The organism is Pseudomonas sp. IB20 (assembly GCF_009707325.1).
In the GTDB taxonomy this organism is placed as follows: Bacteria; Pseudomonadota; Gammaproteobacteria; order Pseudomonadales; family Pseudomonadaceae; genus Aquipseudomonas.
The window spans coordinates 3749201-3764942 of record NZ_CP046103.1 but is presented as its reverse complement, the minus strand read 5'-3'; the positions used below and the strand labels follow the sequence as shown (position 1 = coordinate 3764942).

Here is a 15742-nt window from a genome sequence, read left to right as displayed (position 1 = left end):
GTTTGCTCCTACTGAGCCGCCGGCGTCCTGAGCTTTTCCAACACAGAAAGTGGAGAGATCACCTTGGTAGAGTACGTAGTTTCCCTCGATAAGCTCGGCGTCCATGATGTAGAGCATGTGGGGGGCAAGAACGCATCCCTCGGCGAGATGATCAGTAATCTTGCAGGCGCTGGTGTCTCGGTGCCTGGTGGTTTCGCCACCACGGCTCAGGCTTACCGCGATTTCCTCGAACTCAGCGGCCTCAATGCTCAGATCCACGCCGCGCTGGACGCCCTGGACGTCGATGACGTCAATGCCCTGGCCAAGACCGGTGCCCAGATCCGTAAATGGATCATGGACGCCGAGTTCCCCGAGAAGCTCAACGAAGAAATCCGCACCGCCTTCGCCACGCTGTCGGCCGGTAACCCGGACATGGCCGTCGCCGTGCGCTCCTCGGCCACAGCCGAAGACTTGCCGGACGCCTCTTTTGCCGGCCAGCAAGAAACCTTCCTGAATATCCGTGGCGTCGAAAACGTAATCCGCGCCGCCAAGGAAGTGTTTGCCTCGCTGTTCAACGACCGCGCCATTTCCTACCGCGTACACCAAGGTTTCGACCACAAACTGGTGGCTTTGTCTGCCGGCGTGCAGCGCATGGTGCGTTCGGAAACCGGCACCGCCGGCGTGATGTTCACCCTGGACACCGAATCGGGCTTCCGTGACGTGGTATTCATCACCGGCGCCTACGGCCTGGGCGAAACCGTCGTACAAGGCGCGGTCAACCCGGACGAATTCTACGTCCATAAACACACCCTTGAGGCTGGCCGCCCGGCCATCCTGCGCCGCAACCTGGGCAGCAAAGCCATCAAGATGATCTACGGCGACGAGGCCAAGGCCGGTCGCTCGGTTAAAACCGTTGAAGTCGACAAGGCCGAGCGCGCGCGTTTCTGCCTGACTGACGCTGAAGTCAGCGAATTGGCCAAACAAGCGATGATCATCGAAAAGCACTACAAGTGCCCGATGGACATCGAGTGGGCCAAGGACGGTGACGACGGCAAGCTGTACATCGTGCAGGCGCGGCCTGAAACCGTGAAAAGCCGCACCTCGGCCAATGTCATGGAACGTTACTTATTGAAAGAAACCGGCACCGTGCTGGTGGAAGGCCGTGCCATCGGCCAGCGCATCGGCGCCGGCAAGGTGCGGATCATCAAGGACGTGTCCGAAATGGACAAAGTCCAGCCAGGCGACGTGCTGGTCTCCGACATGACCGACCCGGACTGGGAACCCGTGATGAAACGCGCCAGCGCCATCGTCACCAACCGTGGCGGGCGTACGTGTCACGCGGCGATCATCGCCCGTGAGCTGGGCATTCCGGCGGTCGTCGGTTGCGGCAATGCCACCCAGCTGTTGAAAGATGGCCAGGGCGTGACGGTATCCTGCGCTGAAGGCGACACCGGTTTCATCTTTGAGGGTGAACTGGGCTTCGACATCAAGCAAAACTCCATCGATGCCATGCCTGACCTGCCGTTCAAGATCATGATGAACGTCGGTAACCCGGACCGTGCCTTCGATTTCGCGCAGTTGCCGAACGCTGGTGTGGGCCTGGCCCGTCTGGAGTTCATCATCAACCGCATGATCGGCGTGCACCCCAAGGCCCTGCTGAACTACGACGGCCTGCCGCCGGACATCAAGGAAAGCGTCGACAAGCGCATCGCCGGTTACAACGACCCGGTGGGCTTCTACGTCGAGAAACTGGTGGAAGGCATCAGTACCCTGGCGGCGGCGTTCTACCCGAAAAAGGTCATCGTGCGCCTGTCGGACTTTAAGTCCAACGAATACGCTAACCTGATCGGCGGCAAGCTTTACGAGCCGGAAGAAGAAAACCCGATGCTGGGCTTCCGGGGCGCCTCGCGTTACATCAGCGAAGCCTTCCGCGATTGCTTCGAGCTTGAGTGCCGTGCCCTCAAACGCGTGCGCAATGAAATGGGCCTGACCAACGTCGAAATCATGGTGCCGTTCGTACGCACCCTGGGCGAAGCGAGCCAGGTGGTCGACCTGTTGGCGGAAAACGGCCTGAGCCGTGGCGAAAACGGCCTGCGCGTAATCATGATGTGCGAACTGCCGTCCAACGCCATCCTGGCCGAGGAGTTCCTGGAATTCTTCGACGGCTTCTCCATCGGCTCCAACGACCTGACCCAGCTGACCCTGGGCCTGGACCGTGACTCAGGAATCATCGCCCACCTGTTTGATGAGCGTAACCCTGCGGTCAAGAAGCTGCTGGCCAACGCCATCCAGGCCTGTAACAAGGCCGGCAAGTACATCGGTATCTGCGGCCAAGGCCCTTCCGACCACCCTGACCTGGCCAAATGGCTGATGGAGCAGGGCATCGAAAGCGTCTCGCTGAACCCCGACTCCGTACTGGAAACCTGGTTCTTCCTCGCAGAAGGCCAAGCGTCCGCCTAAGGTCGACGCGTCAAAAGTGCCGGTCACTCGCCAAGGGTGACCGGCATTCTTATCTGTACTGGGCGGAACTCCTTACGGACGCCGCCCTTTTTTGTGCAAGAGCATTATGCAAAGCAGCAGCAACCTGTTTCCCGTCGCCCTGATCAGTGCTGAACGTCGCGGCGACCTGAGTGAAGATGTTTACCGCCTCAAACCCGGTAACAGCCCAGACGGCACCGTCGAGTTGGCCGTGACCCGTTTGGGCCTGGCCGATGTCCCGGAAAACCGGGGCGCGCCGGTCATTTTGTTGCACGGCAGTTTTTCCAATCGGCGTTTCTGGTACTCGCCCAAAGGCATCGGCCTGGGCGCTTACCTGGCGCGCCAGGGGTTTGATGTGTGGATCCCGGAAATGCGCGGGCATGGTCTTTCCAAGCGTAACAAGGACTACGCCAGAAATCGTGTCGCCGACTACGCGCGTTACGATTTACCGGCGATTGGTGCGTTTGTGCGTGAGCAAAGTGCGCAAATTCCGCATTGGATCGGGCATTCCCTGGGCGGCACCGCCTTGGCGGCGGCCCTCGGTGGTCAACACCTTGGCGCGCCGGCAGTGGCCTCGGTGGCGTTGTTTGGCTGCCAGGTCAGCCGTACCCATTGGCCGTTGAAAATTCCACCGGTGGAGTGGACCAGCCGTTTGCTCTTGAAACGCTTTGGCGAAGTGTCGGGCACGCGGCTTAAGCGCGGTCCCGAGGACGAGCCGGCGGGCGTGATGATTGAAGCCATGCGCTGGAATGGCCTGTTCGGTCGCTTTGGCGATGGAAAGCAAGATTGGTGGAAAGGCCTGGCCGACGTCGACGTGCCGCTGTTGGCGGTGAGCGCGGCGGGCGACCGGCAGGATCCGGATTGGGCGTGCCGCAAGTTGTTTGAGCAGGTCGGTTCCGAGCATCGCCAATACCTGTGCCTGGGGCGCCAGCAGGGCTTTAGCGGTGATTTCGGGCATGTCGAGATGCTGGTCAGCAAAGCCGCCCAAGCTGAGGTGTGGCCGATGGTGGCGCGATGGTTGAAAGATCCGCTGACACCTTTAACCGGGGCACACGCCGAAGTACTTGCAGGGGTTTGAACAAGCGCTCTACCAAGGGCGTTTCACTCGGGAGTGGTTGCGGCTAAGATATGACGCGTTAAACGCTTCTGGTCATATTTAGTCGCGCAGTGCCTATTGCGTTGCGCCGAGGTGAGTCTGATCATGGCGGCCGCCAACGGGTGAACCCTTAAAGAATGCCTGTTGCGCCACGTTTTTCTGATGTACACCGTGGGATGTTCGACCTCTTTTTTGACGACAGGAGTTTCTCGATGAACCATTACGTGACGCCCGACTTGTGCGACGCCTACCCCGATCTGGTGCAGGTGCTTGAGCCGATGTTCAGTAATTTCGGCGGCCGAGACTCCTTTGGCGGCGAAATCGTCACCATCAAATGCTTCGAGGACAACTCCCTGGTCAAGGAGCAGGCCGACCAGCCGGGCGCAGGCAAGGTGCTGGTGGTCGATGGCGGTGGTTCCCTGCGTCGCGCGTTGCTGGGCGACATGATCGCCGAGAAAGCCGCCAAAAACGGTTGGGAAGGGCTGGTGATCTACGGTTGCATCCGTGATGTCGATGTCATTGCCCAGACCGACCTGGGTGTGCAAGCGCTGGCGACGCACCCGATGAAAACCGACAAGCGCGGTATTGGTGATTTGAACGTGGTAGTGACCTTTGCCGGCGTGACTTTCCGCCCGGGTGAGTACATCTACGCCGACAATAATGGCGTGATCGTCTCGCCAAGCCCGCTGAAAATGCCTGAATAAACCGCAGTAACCGATAGGGGTGAGGATGTTCGAGGAAGAAAACGCGCAATGGGGGCTGGTGCATGCCCTGGTGCTGGACGGTAAAGGCGGTGCGCGTTCGATTGCCCGGACTGAGCTCGACGACTTGCAACTGCAGCCCCAGGAAAGCCTGTGGCTGCATTGGGATCGCAGCCATCCTCAGACCCAGACCTGGCTGCGCAAATCCAGTGGCTTGAGTGAATTCGCTTGCGACTTGCTGCTGGAGGAAAACACCCGCCCGCGCCTGTTGCCGCTGCCGGATGCGCAATTGCTGCTGTTTTTGCGTGGGGTCAACCTCAACCCGGGCGCCGAGCCCGAAGACATGGTTTCGGTGCGTATCTTTGCTGCGGCCAGTCGCGTGATTTCTCTGCGCTTGCGCCCGCTGCGCGCCACTGATGAGCTGCTGGTGCAACTGGCAGACGGCAAGGGGCCAAAAACCGCGTCGGAACTCATCCTTTATATGGCGCAGTACCTGACCAACAAAGTGCAGGATCTGGTCACTGATTTATCCGAAATCGTCGATTTTGAGGAAGAAAAAATTGATACCGACGAACGGTATACTCCGGAGCATGGCAGCGTTTTGCAGATCCGTCGGCGAGCGGCGGGCCTCAAGCGTTTCCTGGCGCCACAGCGGGATATTTTTGCCCAACTGACGCGGATCAAATTGCCGTGGTTCTGTGACGACGATGCCGACTATTGGAATGAATTACACAACAGCCTGACCCGCTACCTGGAAGAGCTCGAATTGGCTCGGGAGCGCGTGGGGCTTGTACTTGAGGCCGAAGACCGGCGCTTGAGCGTGCGCATGAATCGCACCATGTACCGCTTCGGGATCATCACTGGGATCTTCCTGCCGATGAGTTTTCTCACCGGTTTGCTGGGTATAAATGTGGGCGGTATTCCGTTCTCCGCCAGCCCGTATGGCTTCGTGATTGCGTGCCTGATGATGGTGGCCGTTGCGTTGGGGCAGTGGTGGTTATTTCGACGATTGCGCTGGGTTTGACCTGAATGTGAGCTGAACGTACCAAGGGGCCCATGTGACCCCAAGAATTTAACCCTCGTCTTTTAAATCACTTGCGAGAGGTCTTTATGCACGATCCGTTCGAACAGTCTTTGCGTGACATGCTGAATGCTTCGCCGTCCAACCGGGACGACGATGCCTGCCTGGGCCGCGTGTTGAAAACCGCCAACCGTCAGGTAGGGGCGGGAGACCTGTTCGGTCTGCTCGGTCGTTGGTTGCCGGCGTTGATGATGGCCCTGAACAATGGTTCGGCCCACGTTTCGCCGGTTTCCCGTCGTAAACCTCTTGCTCGCACTGCTGATAAGGCTGATTGAATATGGAACTTGATCTCTGGACCCAGAGCCTGGTCACTGCGATGACCGCATTGTGGACCAAGGTGGCGAATTTCATTCCAAACCTGTTTGGTGCTCTAGTCTTGGTATTGCTGGGCTTTGTCGTGGCCAAGTTGCTCGACACCCTGCTGTCCAAATTACTCGCCAAACTCGGTCTGGACCGCTTGATGGCAGGCACCGGCCTGACCAAGTTGTTGGGCCGTGCCGGGTTGCAAGTGCCGATCTCGACCCTGATCGGGAAGATCGTCTACTGGTTCGTTCTACTTATTTTTCTGGTTTCTGCGGCTCAGTCCCTTGGACTTGAGCGAGTTTCAGCTACGCTCGATATGCTGGCGCTGTATTTGCCGAAAGTGTTCGGCGGCGCGCTGGTGTTGCTGGTAGGCGTTTTACTGGCGCAATTAGCCAATGGGCTGGTGCGCGGGGCGGCTGAAGGCGTGGGTCTGGACTATGCTGCGGGCCTGGGGCGAATCGCCCAGGGGCTGGTGATCATCATCAGTATTTCCGTCGCGATCAGCCAGTTGGAGGTCAAAACTGACCTGCTCAACCACGTGATTGTGATTGTTTTGATTACCGTTGGTCTGGCCGTTGCGTTGGCCATGGGGTTGGGAAGCCGGGAAATTGCCGGTCAGATTCTTGCGGGAATCTATGTGCGTGAGCTGTATCAGGTTGGGCAACAGGTGCGTGTGGGCGAGGTCGAAGGGCAAATCGAAGAGATCGGTACCGTGAAGACAACGGTGCTGACCGATGACGGTGACCTGGTGTCACTGTCCAACCGGATTCTCCTCGAGCAGCAGGTCAGTAGCCGCTAACCCGGAAAATCCTGCTAATGTACGCCGCCGCAAACCCGGGTGACCGGGCTGTAGCGGACATTGACCTGACTGTCGGCACGACTTGTTTTGAATAAAGCCCAAACGCTGTCCACGCGCTATGACCCCCGTGAGCTCTCTGATGAGGAGTTGGTCGCGCGCGCGCACACGGAGCTGTTTCACGTAACACGCGCGTACGAAGAATTGATGCGCAGATATCAACGCACTCTGTTCAACGTTTGTTCAAGGTATTTAGGGAACGATAGAGATGCGGATGATGTCTGTCAGGAAGTGATGCTCAAGGTGCTGTACGGCCTGAAGAACTTCGAGGGCAAATCGAAGTTCAAAACATGGCTCTATAGCATCACGTACAACGAGTGCATCACGCAGTATCGTAAGGAACGGCGAAAGCGTCGCTTGATGGACGCTTTGAGTCTGGACCCCCTTGAGGAAGCGTCTGAAGAAAAGGCGCCGACACCCGAGGAAAAGGGCGGACTTGATCGCTGGTTGGTGCATGTGAATCCGATTGACCGTGAAATTCTAGTGCTACGATTCGTCGCAGAGCTGGAGTTTCAGGAAATTGCTGACATCATGCGCATGGGTTTGAGTGCTACAAAAATGCGTTACAAACGTGCTCTTGATAAATTACGTGAGAAATTTGCGGGCGAGACTGAAACTTAGTGCGTGGCAAATATCTCTTACGTGTAGGCAAGTTCTGTTAGACTTGTCGCCGAGTTGTCCCCCGGTTTGTGGGACTGCTTTACAATCACCAGATGGGGATTTAACGGATGAAACTGAAAAACACCTTGGGCTTGGCCATTGGTACTCTTATTGCCGCTACTTCTTTCGGCGCACTGGCACAAGGCCAAGGCGCAGTTGAAGGCCAGCTGTTCTACAAAAAGCAGTTCAACGATAGCGTCAAGCACATCGAAGACGGCTACAACCCTGGCGCCAGCATCGGTTACTTCATTACCGACGACGTGTCGGTTAACCTGAACTACGACACCACCAACCACACCCGTTCGAACGACGGTACTGGTAACCAGAAGATCAAAGGTGACACTGGCAGCGTGACTGCTCAGTACCACTTCGGTCAGGCCGGTGTTGACTCCCTGCGTCCATACGTAGAAGGTGGTTTCGGTCACCAGAGCCGTACCAACGTTAAGGTCGACGGCCACAGCGGTCGCGATCAGTCGACCCTGGCTATCGCTGGCGCTGGTGTGAAGTACTACTTCACCAACAACCTGTTCGCACGTGCTGGCGTTGAGTCTGACTACAACCTGGACAACGGCAAGTGGGATTACTCCGCACTGGTCGGCCTGGGCGTAAACTTCGGCGGTAACGCTGGCGCAGTTGCTCCAGCTCCTACCCCAGCACCAGCTCCAGAGCCAGTTCCAGAGCCAGAAGCTCCGGTTGCTCAGGTTGTTCGTGTTGAGCTGGACGTTAAGTTCGACTTCGACAAGTCGGTTGTTAAGCCTAACAGCTACGGCGACGTGAAAAACCTGGCCGACTTCATGGCTCAGTACCCAACTACCAACGTAGAAGTTGCTGGTCACACTGACTCCATCGGTCCAGACGCCTACAACCAGAAGCTGTCCCAGCGTCGTGCTGACGCTGTTAAGCAAGTCCTGGTTAAAGACGGCGTAGCTCCTAGCCGTGTTACTGCGGTAGGTTACGGCGAATCCCGCCCAGTTGCTGATAACGCAACTGAAGCTGGCCGCGCTGTTAACCGTCGCGTAGAAGCGTCGGTTGAAGCTCAAGCTCAGTAATTACTGAGTGGTAGAAAAAAGCCCGGCTTAGGCCGGGCTTTTTTTCGTCTGCAATTTGTCTCAAGCGCTGGCTGACACCGCAACCCGGGCCGCCTGATCAGTGGCGGCCACACGGCCGATCACCAGGATAGCCGGGCTCTTCAAGGCAAACGCCTGCGCATCCGTATGCATGTGTGCCAGTGTGCTGCGGCATTCGCGCTGCTGGGGCAGCGATGCATTTTCGATCATCGCCACCGGCATATCCGCTGCCATTGCGCCATCGAGCAGTTGCTGACGAATCTCCTCAAGCTTCGCCACGCCCATATACACCACCACCTTCGTTCCGCCCTCGGCCAGTGCACGCCAGTTCAGGCTGCTGTCGTCTTGGGTATGTGCCGTGACCAGCGTTACGCCTCGGCTGATACCGCGCAACGTCAGTGGAATGTCGCAATTTGTGGCCCCCGCCAGGCCCACCGTAATCCCGTTGACCCACTCCACCGACACACCGCGTTCGCGCAGCCACATGGCCTCTTCGCCACCACCAGGCCGCGCTGCTGAGTGGTCAAGTGCAGGTCGGCGGCAATCTGCACCGCCAGTGGGCCCACGCAACGTCAGTGGAATGTCGCAATTTGTGGCCCCCGCCAGGCCCACCGTAATCCCGTTGACCCACTCCACCGACACACCGCGTTCGCGCAGCCACATGGCCTCTTCGCCACCACCAGGCCGCGCTGCTGAGTGGTCAAGTGCAGGTCGGCGGCAATCTGCACCGCCAGTGGGCCCAACAGGTACCAGACCATGAAGCTCAGGTCGAAATACAGGAACTCGGCAAACAGGGTCGGGGTGTGCCCGGATTTCCAGAAGCTTGATTTCATCACGCACCTCAACGGTTGGGAGTCTTGTAAGAAGGCCGGCTGATGGAACCGCCGGTTCAGGCCGCCCCACCGGCCCCATGCGCTGGGGCCAAAACGAAAAAACGCCGCCACCGGGTTTGCGGGGGCAAACCGGATGGGCGACGTCTTTGTCGTAGAAGGGGCAACCGCCGTTGGTTACCTGTGGTGAATGTGGCTGCGCCAGATCAGCCTAGCAACTCACTCATGGCGATAATCTGCTCCGCCACCTGGATCAGTTTCTGTTGGCGGCTCATGGCCTAGCGGCGCATCAGCGTGTAGGTTTCTTCTTCATTGCAGTGCTTCATTTTCATCAGCATGCCTTTGGCCTGCTCGATGCGTTTGCGCTCGGCGAGTTGCTGATCACGGGCCTGGAGCTGGGCGCGCAGAGCCTGGTCGCTTTCAAAGCGGGCCATGGCCACGTCCAGGATCGGCTGCAGACGCTGGGCCTGGATGCCTTCGAGGATGTAGGCACTGACGCCGGACTTGATCGCCCGGCGCTTTACGTTCGGGTCGTGCTCGTCGGTAAACATCACGATCGGCCGTGGTTGATCGCGGCTGACCAGCACCACTTGCTCCATGACGTCGCGCCCGGGTGACTCGGTATCGATCAGGATCACGTCCGGATGCACCGTTTCGACGTGCGCGGGCAGGTCGATGGTCAGGCCGGACTCATCGATGACCTCGAACCCGGCCTCGGTCAGCGCGGCTTTGAGGCGTCCGACTTTGCGCGGGGTATCGTTGATCAACAGGATTCGCAACATATCATTCTTCCTGTCAGCGCAGCGCCTGGCGGTTGGCGTGGTCCGCCATGGCGTGCAGGCGGAAGCTGCGGGCGTAGGCGGCAGGGTTGGAGCCGTCCCAAATTTCGCCGTCGATCAACTGGCTGCTGCGCATGTCCTGGGCGTTTGCTGCAACCCCGACGGCGGCGGCTTGGCGATACAGGTCCAGTTGCTGCACCTGACGCGCGACGCCCAGGTAGTCCGGGTCTTCGCGCAGCAAGCCCCAACGTCGAAACTGGGTCATGAACCACATGCCGTCGCAGAGGTAAGGCAGGTTCACCTCGCCATCACCGAAAAACCTCAGCGCGTGCGGGTCTTGCCACTGGTTGCCGAGGCCGTCGTCATAGGCGCCCAACAGGCGTGGCTCGATGCAGTCGAGCGGCGCATCGAGGTAGTCGCGGGCGCTGAGTAATTGCGCGGTGGAGCGCCGGTTCTCCTGGCTTTCTTCGATAAAACGGCTGGCTTCGAGAATCGCCATTACCAACACGCGCGCGGTGTTTGGGTATTGATCGACGAAGGCCTGGGTGCAGCCTAGAACCTTTTCCGGATGGTTCGGCCAGATCGCCTGGGTGGTCGCCAGCGTGAACCCTTGGTTTTGCTTGACCGCGCTGGCACACCAAGGCTCGCCGACACAAAACCCGTCGATGCGCCCGGCTTGCAGGTGCGCGACCATCTGCGGTGGCGGCACCACCACGCTGTCGACGTCCTGCAAGGGGTGAATGCCTTGGCTCGCCAGCCAGTAATACAGCCACATGGCGTGGGTGCCTGTGGGAAATGTCTGGGCGAACGTCAGTTTTGTTCGGCTTTGGTGCACGTGGCGGTCCAATGCCTCAGGAGTGGTCACGCCTTGCTGTTGCAGGCCGTGGGACAGGTGATGCTCTGGCCGTTCTGGTTGAGCCCCATCAGCACGGCCATGTCGGTCGGCGCAACGCCGCCGATGCCCAGGTGCACGGCATAAACCAAGCCATACAGGCTGTGGGCGGCGTCCAGTTCACCGCTGACCAGTTTGTCGCGCAGGTTGGCCCAGGAGGATTGGCGCTCGAGGTTCAGTGTCAGCCCGTAGGGTTGCGCGAAGCCTTGGGTGGCGGCGACCACCAGTGAGGCGCAGTCGGTCAGCGCCATGAAACCCAGGTCGAGGCTGCTCTTTTCCGGGGCGTCACTGCCGTTTACCCAGGCCAGCGGATTATTCACCGGGCTGTTGCCGACCGAATCGTTCATCAACACCTACCGTTTCTCAAAAAAAAGCGTCGTTACCGTTGATGGGCTGCGCTGGGATAGCGATGCAGGCCATTGCAGGGTACGACGCCTTTGTCTGTAGGCCTGCTTCGAGGTTGATGCAGGCTTTGATACTGAGTCCGTAGCAAAGCACATGCCACGGGCAGGCTGGCGCGGGCTGCCGTCAACTTTCCATCAAGATTGAAACTCGGCTGCCTCCCAGTATGGCCGCCTCTTTGCGCCAGACTGTCAGGAACACCCACGGTGTCTATCGATTCTACAGCCATGATCAGCTACCACGGGTTGCATCGCTGGTTGCTGTGTTTGGCACTGTTGTTGGCAATCACGCCCGCGTTGGGGGAGAACTACCAGGCGCGGGATGAGAGCTTGCACACCTTTTTCACTGCGCTGTCGGTGCCTTTGGGCGTACCCATCGTGGTCAGTCGCGAGGTGGCGCGTAGAACCCTCTCCGGGTCATTCGACCTGGAGGCGGCGCAGCAGACCCTGGAGGCGGTCGCCGAGCAGCAAGGCCTGATTTGGTACAGCGACGGGCAGGTGCTTTACCTCTATGGCGCCGGCGAGGCAAAAAGCACGGCGGTGGCGCTGCGGCATATCTCGGTCGACAGGTTGCGTGGGTTCATGCGCCGTTCGGGCCTTGATGAATCACGCTACCCGCTCAGGGAGAGCGGGGCGCGGACGTTCTATGTGTCCGGGCCACCGAACTATGTGGACCAAGTACTGCACCTGGCTCAACTGATGGACAAGCAGCGCGCGCAGATGCGCGTCGGCAAACAAACCTTCGGCGTGGTGCAGGTATTCAACACCCATGTGGCAGATCGTCAGTACGCCATGGGCGGCGACAAGGTCAATGTACCGGGCATGGCCTCGATGATCGAAACCGTGTTAGCCAGTGAGCAGAAAAATGACAAACAACGCCCGCCAAGCCTGCTGGCCGACAAAAGCTTGGTGGTGATGGCTTACCCTGACTCAAACAGCCTGTTGATCAAGGGAAAACCTGACCAGGTGAAGGTCATTGAGGAGCTGGTGGCGGAGCTCGACAAGCCGAAGCGCCCGATTGAGGTGTCGTTATGGCAGGTCGATGTTTACCGTAGCGAATTCGAGAAGATGGGCGCGGCCTGGGCTCAGGAAACCAACACCGGTGCTTCGGTAACGCGCGTTATGGAACCGTTGGACGATAACCGCTTGATGGCACAGCTCGGTGTGCTGGAGCGCCGGCGCAAAGCCAGGGTTACGGCGTTTCCCGTGACCCTGACCCAAGAGAATGTCCCGGCGGTTTTCCAGGATAACCATACGTTTTACCTGCCTGGGCCTGGAGAAAAAAGCGCTGAATGGCAGCCTTTACGTTATGGCACCGAAGCCAGTGTGCTACCGCGTTTTGCCGAAGCGAATCAGATCGAAATGCAGCTGACCATCAAGGATGACCGTCAGTTGGACCGCAAGCTCAAGCCCGGCTCAGCAGGGGCGGTGGGGCGAGTGGGAATCAGCACGGTGGTTCGTGTGCCTCCGGGCAGGCGTCTTTGGCTGGGTGGTTTTCGACGAGGGGACGAGGTGGCCAGCGGCAGTCGACGCGCTGAGGTGCGGCTGTTTGTGATCCAGGCACGGGCGATTGGGAGCGAATTGAAGATGCTCGCCGGCGCCGTCGGGCCGCCGCCATTGACGCAGAGCCAGTACGAGCGTGTGCAACGTGCGTTTGTGGTGAAACCTTGAGCCGCTTCTGAACGATTTCCTGAGCCCTTGTTGTTTCTGGTGATGAAAAATCCTACGCGGTGCGTGCCGAAAGCCTCGATTACATCGGCCTTTTCCTACCGCCGTTTGCGGCTCTGGTTTTTATAGTCGTGAGGTTGCCGTATCGGCCGTTTCTGGAAACAGGGAATTCAATGTCAGTAGTCGGATGCAGAGGTGTGTATGACCCTCGTGAATGATGGGCCGACGGCCTCACGGGTTTTTGCCGGATGGACCTTGTATGGCGATGGCCGGTTGACCGGTGAAGGCGTGGATACTCAGTTGCCGCCCAAGGAGTGGCATGTGTTGCGGCTGCTGTTGGCGTCCGATGGCGTACTGATGACCAAGGATCGTTTGCTTGAGTTGGGCTGGCCTCGTGGGGATGTCGCAGAGGAGTCACTCACTCGCTGCATCTATGCGCTGCGTAAGCACCTTAGGAAGGACAAGGACTTTATCAAGACGATCTATGGCAGAGGCTATCGCTTTACGTGTGCCGTGAAAGTCGAGCAGCACGAACCGCACCAGTCTGAACGGGCGCGCGCGCAGTACATCTGTTCGGCGTGTGGCCAGGTGGCCCATGATTAAGCGATTGGGCAAAGGGTTACTGTTGAGTGTGCTGGTGGGCAGCCATCAAGCCTGGGCCAGTTGCTGGGATGAGGTGGCCAGCCGCTACGACATCGAGCCGGAGCTGTTACAAGCCATCGCTGTCGTGGAGTCGGGCGCTCGTGCGCAGGCGATCAACCATGGCAACAGCGATGGCTCCCGAGATATCGGCCTGATGCAGATCAACAGCATGCACCTGCCCCGTCTGGCCAAACAGGGCATTACCGAGGAGCGGCTGCTGAGTGAGCCGTGTTTATCGGTCGAAGTGGGCGCCTCGATCCTTGCCGAGTTTATCCAGCGCTTCGGTTACAACTGGACAGCCGTAGGCTCCTACAACGCGGGGCCGGCACCTGAGCGTGAGGCGCTGCGCCTGCGTTATGCAGAAAAAATCTGGGCGCAGTATGAGGCGTTGGTTGCACAACGGCATTGACGATTGGACGGCGCACCTCGCACCTGGCGCGCCACCCCGGCTATAATCGGCGCCACCTTTCGCCGCCTCCGAGTCTAGCCCGCCCATGTATACCCTGGCCCGCCAGCTGTTGTTCAAACTCTCCCCGGAAACCTCTCACGATCTGTCCCTGGACTTGATCGGTGCCGGTGGCCGCTTGGGGCTCAATGGGCTGGTATGCAAGGCCCCGGCGAAGATGCCGGTGTCGGTGATGGGGCTCGATTTTCCTAACCCCGTCGGGCTGGCTGCCGGCCTGGACAAGAACGGCGCGGCCATCGACGGCTTTGCGCAATTGGGTTTCGGTTTTGTTGAAATTGGCACCGTGACGCCACGGCCGCAGCCCGGCAACCCTAAACCTCGGATCTTCCGCTTGCCGGAAGCCGAGGCGATCATCAACCGCATGGGCTTCAACAACCTGGGCGTCGATCACCTGCTGTCGCGGGTTCACGCCGCGAAATACAAAGGCATTCTGGGCATCAATATCGGCAAGAACTTCGATACACCGGTAGAGCGTGCCGTTGATGACTACCTGATTTGCCTGGACAAGGTCTACGCCCACGCCAGCTACGTTACCGTCAATGTCAGCTCGCCGAACACCCCGGGCCTGCGCAGCCTGCAGTTTGGCGACTCCCTCAAGCAGTTGCTCGAAGCGTTGCGCCAGCGCCAGGAAGACCTGGCCGTGCGCCATGGCAAGCGTGTGCCGCTGGCTATCAAGATCGCCCCGGACATGAGCGACGAAGAAACCGTGCTGGTCGCCCAGGCCCTGGTGGATTCGGGCATGGACGCGGTGATCGCCACCAATACGACCTTGAGCCGAGTCGGCGTTGAAGGGCTCGCCCATGGTGATGAAGCCGGCGGGCTGTCGGGCGCCCCGGTGCGCGACAAGAGCACCCACACCGTCAAGGTGTTGGCGGCTGAGTTGGCGGGGCGCTTGCCGATCATCGCCGTGGGCGGCATCACCGAAGGCAAGCACGCGGCTGAGAAGATCGCTGCCGGCGCCAGCCTCGTGCAGTTGTACACAGGCTTTATTTACAAAGGCCCGGCGTTGATTCGCGAATCGGTGGACGCGATTGCAGCCTTGCGCTGATTGATCAGCCAATAAAAAGGGCTCCCTAAAGGAGCCCTTGGGCCGAAGCCCGCCGCCCTGATGGGGCGTGCGTGGTTAAGTCGTTACATAATCTTCAAGGTGGTGTGTCGGATTAAGTGCCCTGTATTAGCCGACGGCGTGAAGTTCGTTGAGTCTGTGGATCCCCGCAGTGCCGGTCATACCGTCCCAATTGTCGCCGCGTCCTTCTCGCCAGCCATTGATCCAGGCTTGGCGTACCGACGGTAGAGTAAATGGGCAAAGCTCACGGGACTTTCCATGAACGCCATACTGATATCCGCGTAAAAATGCTCTTTCCAACGGATCACGCTTAAGTCTTCTCATAGGGTGTTTCCCTCACTTGTTGACTGTGTAGATATCCTTCGGCCTCGTCCGAGGCCGGGCAGAGTTTTTCTGCCGTTGGTGGGCTCGCTGCCGGCGTGGCGAGCCTATGTGTCGGCGCCGTTACGGCGCCAACCTGTGTTGAGTTCTAACCAATAGGTCACATGGATTCAATGATCGTTTTGTCATAAGCACGTAACGATAACGATGCTATAGCCATAAGCTGGGATGGCTTTTCGCCCCTTTTATTGGGCAAACCCAGCTATGATGTGCCCTGCAAAGAGGATGGGTTTAATCCTTTAGTGAGAATGCCCGCTCGTTGCAGTCGGTTATTATTCGACGAAGGGTCGGAATATTTCTTTTTGTTGCAACCAATTATTTATCTGCCCCGGAAATTTTGGCCCAAGGGCCCGGCAGCCGGGGTGGAACGGCACATTCGTGCCACGCGAGCACTCT

At 58.9% G+C, this 15742-nt stretch carries 13 protein-coding genes and 4 pseudogenes; 12 read left to right on the top strand and 5 right to left on the bottom strand.

The genetic code is table 11. The features are described from left to right. The first annotated feature begins 63 nt into the window (after positions 1-63). The 8 genes from ppsA to GJU48_RS17420 all read left to right on the top strand — a co-directional run bounded on the left by ppsA (position 64) and on the right by GJU48_RS17420 (position 8203). Positions 64-2439 (top strand): phosphoenolpyruvate synthase, encoded by a 2376-nt coding sequence (ppsA, locus tag GJU48_RS17455; RefSeq protein WP_094949562.1) that lies wholly within the window; start codon positions 64-66, stop codon positions 2437-2439. 106 nt (positions 2440-2545) lie between these two features. Then, the gene (locus GJU48_RS17450) at positions 2546-3535 is read left to right on the top strand and encodes an alpha/beta fold hydrolase (RefSeq protein ID WP_094949563.1); all 990 of its coding nucleotides are present in this window, start codon (positions 2546-2548) and stop codon (positions 3533-3535) included. Positions 3536-3765: 230 nt separating this feature from the next. Then, positions 3766-4257, top strand: coding sequence for a ribonuclease E activity regulator RraA (gene rraA / locus GJU48_RS17445; RefSeq protein ID WP_094949564.1), 492 nt, complete (start codon positions 3766-3768; stop codon positions 4255-4257). Between the two features lie 25 nt (positions 4258-4282). After that, on the top strand, positions 4283-5278 hold the full coding sequence (locus GJU48_RS17440) for a zinc transporter ZntB (protein WP_094949565.1): 996 nt from the start codon (positions 4283-4285) through the stop codon (positions 5276-5278). A gap of 86 nt (positions 5279-5364) precedes the next feature. Continuing rightward, positions 5365-5610: a hypothetical protein gene (locus GJU48_RS17435; RefSeq protein WP_005790375.1), complete on the top strand. Its 246-nt coding sequence runs from the start codon at positions 5365-5367 to the stop codon at positions 5608-5610. 2 nt (positions 5611-5612) lie between these two features. Next, entirely contained in the window at positions 5613-6437 is an 825-nt protein-coding gene (locus tag GJU48_RS17430) for a mechanosensitive ion channel family protein (protein ID WP_003175519.1), read from the top strand. An 87-nt stretch (positions 6438-6524) separates the two neighbouring features. Next, positions 6525-7115 (top strand): RNA polymerase sigma factor SigX, encoded by a 591-nt coding sequence (gene sigX / locus GJU48_RS17425; protein ID WP_094949566.1) that lies wholly within the window; start codon positions 6525-6527, stop codon positions 7113-7115. 107 nt (positions 7116-7222) lie between these two features. Next, positions 7223-8203 (top strand): OmpA family protein, encoded by a 981-nt coding sequence (locus tag GJU48_RS17420; protein ID WP_094949567.1) that lies wholly within the window; start codon positions 7223-7225, stop codon positions 8201-8203. Between the two features lie 60 nt (positions 8204-8263). Here GJU48_RS17420 and GJU48_RS17415 read toward each other — a convergent pair. From GJU48_RS17415 to GJU48_RS17400, 4 pseudogenes are all read right to left on the bottom strand, one after another. Then, positions 8264-8722, bottom strand: a pseudogene (locus GJU48_RS17415) (SAM-dependent methyltransferase); the annotation flags it as partial. Between the two features lie 170 nt (positions 8723-8892). Further along, a pseudogene (locus tag GJU48_RS17410) lies at positions 8893-9054 on the bottom strand (MFS transporter); the annotation flags it as partial. A 203-nt stretch (positions 9055-9257) separates the two neighbouring features. Then, positions 9258-9833 (bottom strand): annotated as a pseudogene (locus GJU48_RS17405) (ANTAR domain-containing response regulator). Between the two features lie 13 nt (positions 9834-9846). Beyond that, positions 9847-11069, bottom strand: a pseudogene (locus tag GJU48_RS17400) (CmpA/NrtA family ABC transporter substrate-binding protein). A 261-nt stretch (positions 11070-11330) separates the two neighbouring features. Between GJU48_RS17400 and sctC the strand changes: the two are divergent. The 4 genes from sctC to GJU48_RS17380 all read left to right on the top strand — a co-directional run bounded on the left by sctC (position 11331) and on the right by GJU48_RS17380 (position 14947). Continuing rightward, complete coding sequence (sctC, locus tag GJU48_RS17395) at positions 11331-12794, top strand: type III secretion system outer membrane ring subunit SctC (RefSeq protein WP_155296055.1); 1464 nt, start codon at positions 11331-11333, stop codon at positions 12792-12794. Positions 12795-12992: 198 nt separating this feature from the next. Beyond that, on the top strand, positions 12993-13394 hold the full coding sequence (locus GJU48_RS17390; RefSeq protein ID WP_094949569.1) for a winged helix-turn-helix domain-containing protein: 402 nt from the start codon (positions 12993-12995) through the stop codon (positions 13392-13394). Further along, on the top strand, positions 13387-13842 hold the full coding sequence (locus tag GJU48_RS17385) for a transglycosylase SLT domain-containing protein (protein ID WP_094949570.1): 456 nt from the start codon (positions 13387-13389) through the stop codon (positions 13840-13842). The genes GJU48_RS17390 and GJU48_RS17385 overlap by 8 nt, the downstream gene beginning before the upstream one ends. Positions 13843-13927: 85 nt before the next feature. Next, complete coding sequence (locus tag GJU48_RS17380; protein ID WP_094949571.1) at positions 13928-14947, top strand: quinone-dependent dihydroorotate dehydrogenase; 1020 nt, start codon at positions 13928-13930, stop codon at positions 14945-14947. 126 nt (positions 14948-15073) lie between these two features. On the opposite strand, the gene rmf is transcribed toward GJU48_RS17380, so the two are convergent. Continuing rightward, positions 15074-15289: a ribosome modulation factor gene (rmf, locus tag GJU48_RS17375; RefSeq protein WP_002553055.1), complete on the bottom strand. Its 216-nt coding sequence runs from the start codon at positions 15287-15289 to the stop codon at positions 15074-15076. Positions 15290-15742: the final 453 nt, after the last annotated feature.

What these genes read in the sequence shown, in the direction of transcription:
- GJU48_RS17430 (WP_003175519.1), top strand. Translation starts at nt 5,613, where the DNA reads ATGGAACTTGATCTCTGGACCCAGAGCCTGGTCACTGCGATGACCGCA.
- GJU48_RS17420 (WP_094949567.1), top strand. Translation starts at nt 7,223, where the DNA reads ATGAAACTGAAAAACACCTTGGGCTTGGCCATTGGTACTCTTATTGCC.
- GJU48_RS17385 (WP_094949570.1), top strand. Translation starts at nt 13,387, where the DNA reads ATGATTAAGCGATTGGGCAAAGGGTTACTGTTGAGTGTGCTGGTGGGC.
- rmf (WP_002553055.1), bottom strand. Translation starts at nt 15,289, where the DNA reads ATGAGAAGACTTAAGCGTGATCCGTTGGAAAGAGCATTTTTACGCGGA.
- GJU48_RS17435 (WP_005790375.1), top strand. Translation starts at nt 5,365, where the DNA reads ATGCACGATCCGTTCGAACAGTCTTTGCGTGACATGCTGAATGCTTCG.
- GJU48_RS17390 (WP_094949569.1), top strand. Translation starts at nt 12,993, where the DNA reads ATGACCCTCGTGAATGATGGGCCGACGGCCTCACGGGTTTTTGCCGGA.
- GJU48_RS17380 (WP_094949571.1), top strand. Translation starts at nt 13,928, where the DNA reads ATGTATACCCTGGCCCGCCAGCTGTTGTTCAAACTCTCCCCGGAAACC.
- rraA (WP_094949564.1), top strand. Translation starts at nt 3,766, where the DNA reads ATGAACCATTACGTGACGCCCGACTTGTGCGACGCCTACCCCGATCTG.
- GJU48_RS17450 (WP_094949563.1), top strand. Translation starts at nt 2,546, where the DNA reads ATGCAAAGCAGCAGCAACCTGTTTCCCGTCGCCCTGATCAGTGCTGAA.
- GJU48_RS17440 (WP_094949565.1), top strand. Translation starts at nt 4,283, where the DNA reads ATGTTCGAGGAAGAAAACGCGCAATGGGGGCTGGTGCATGCCCTGGTG.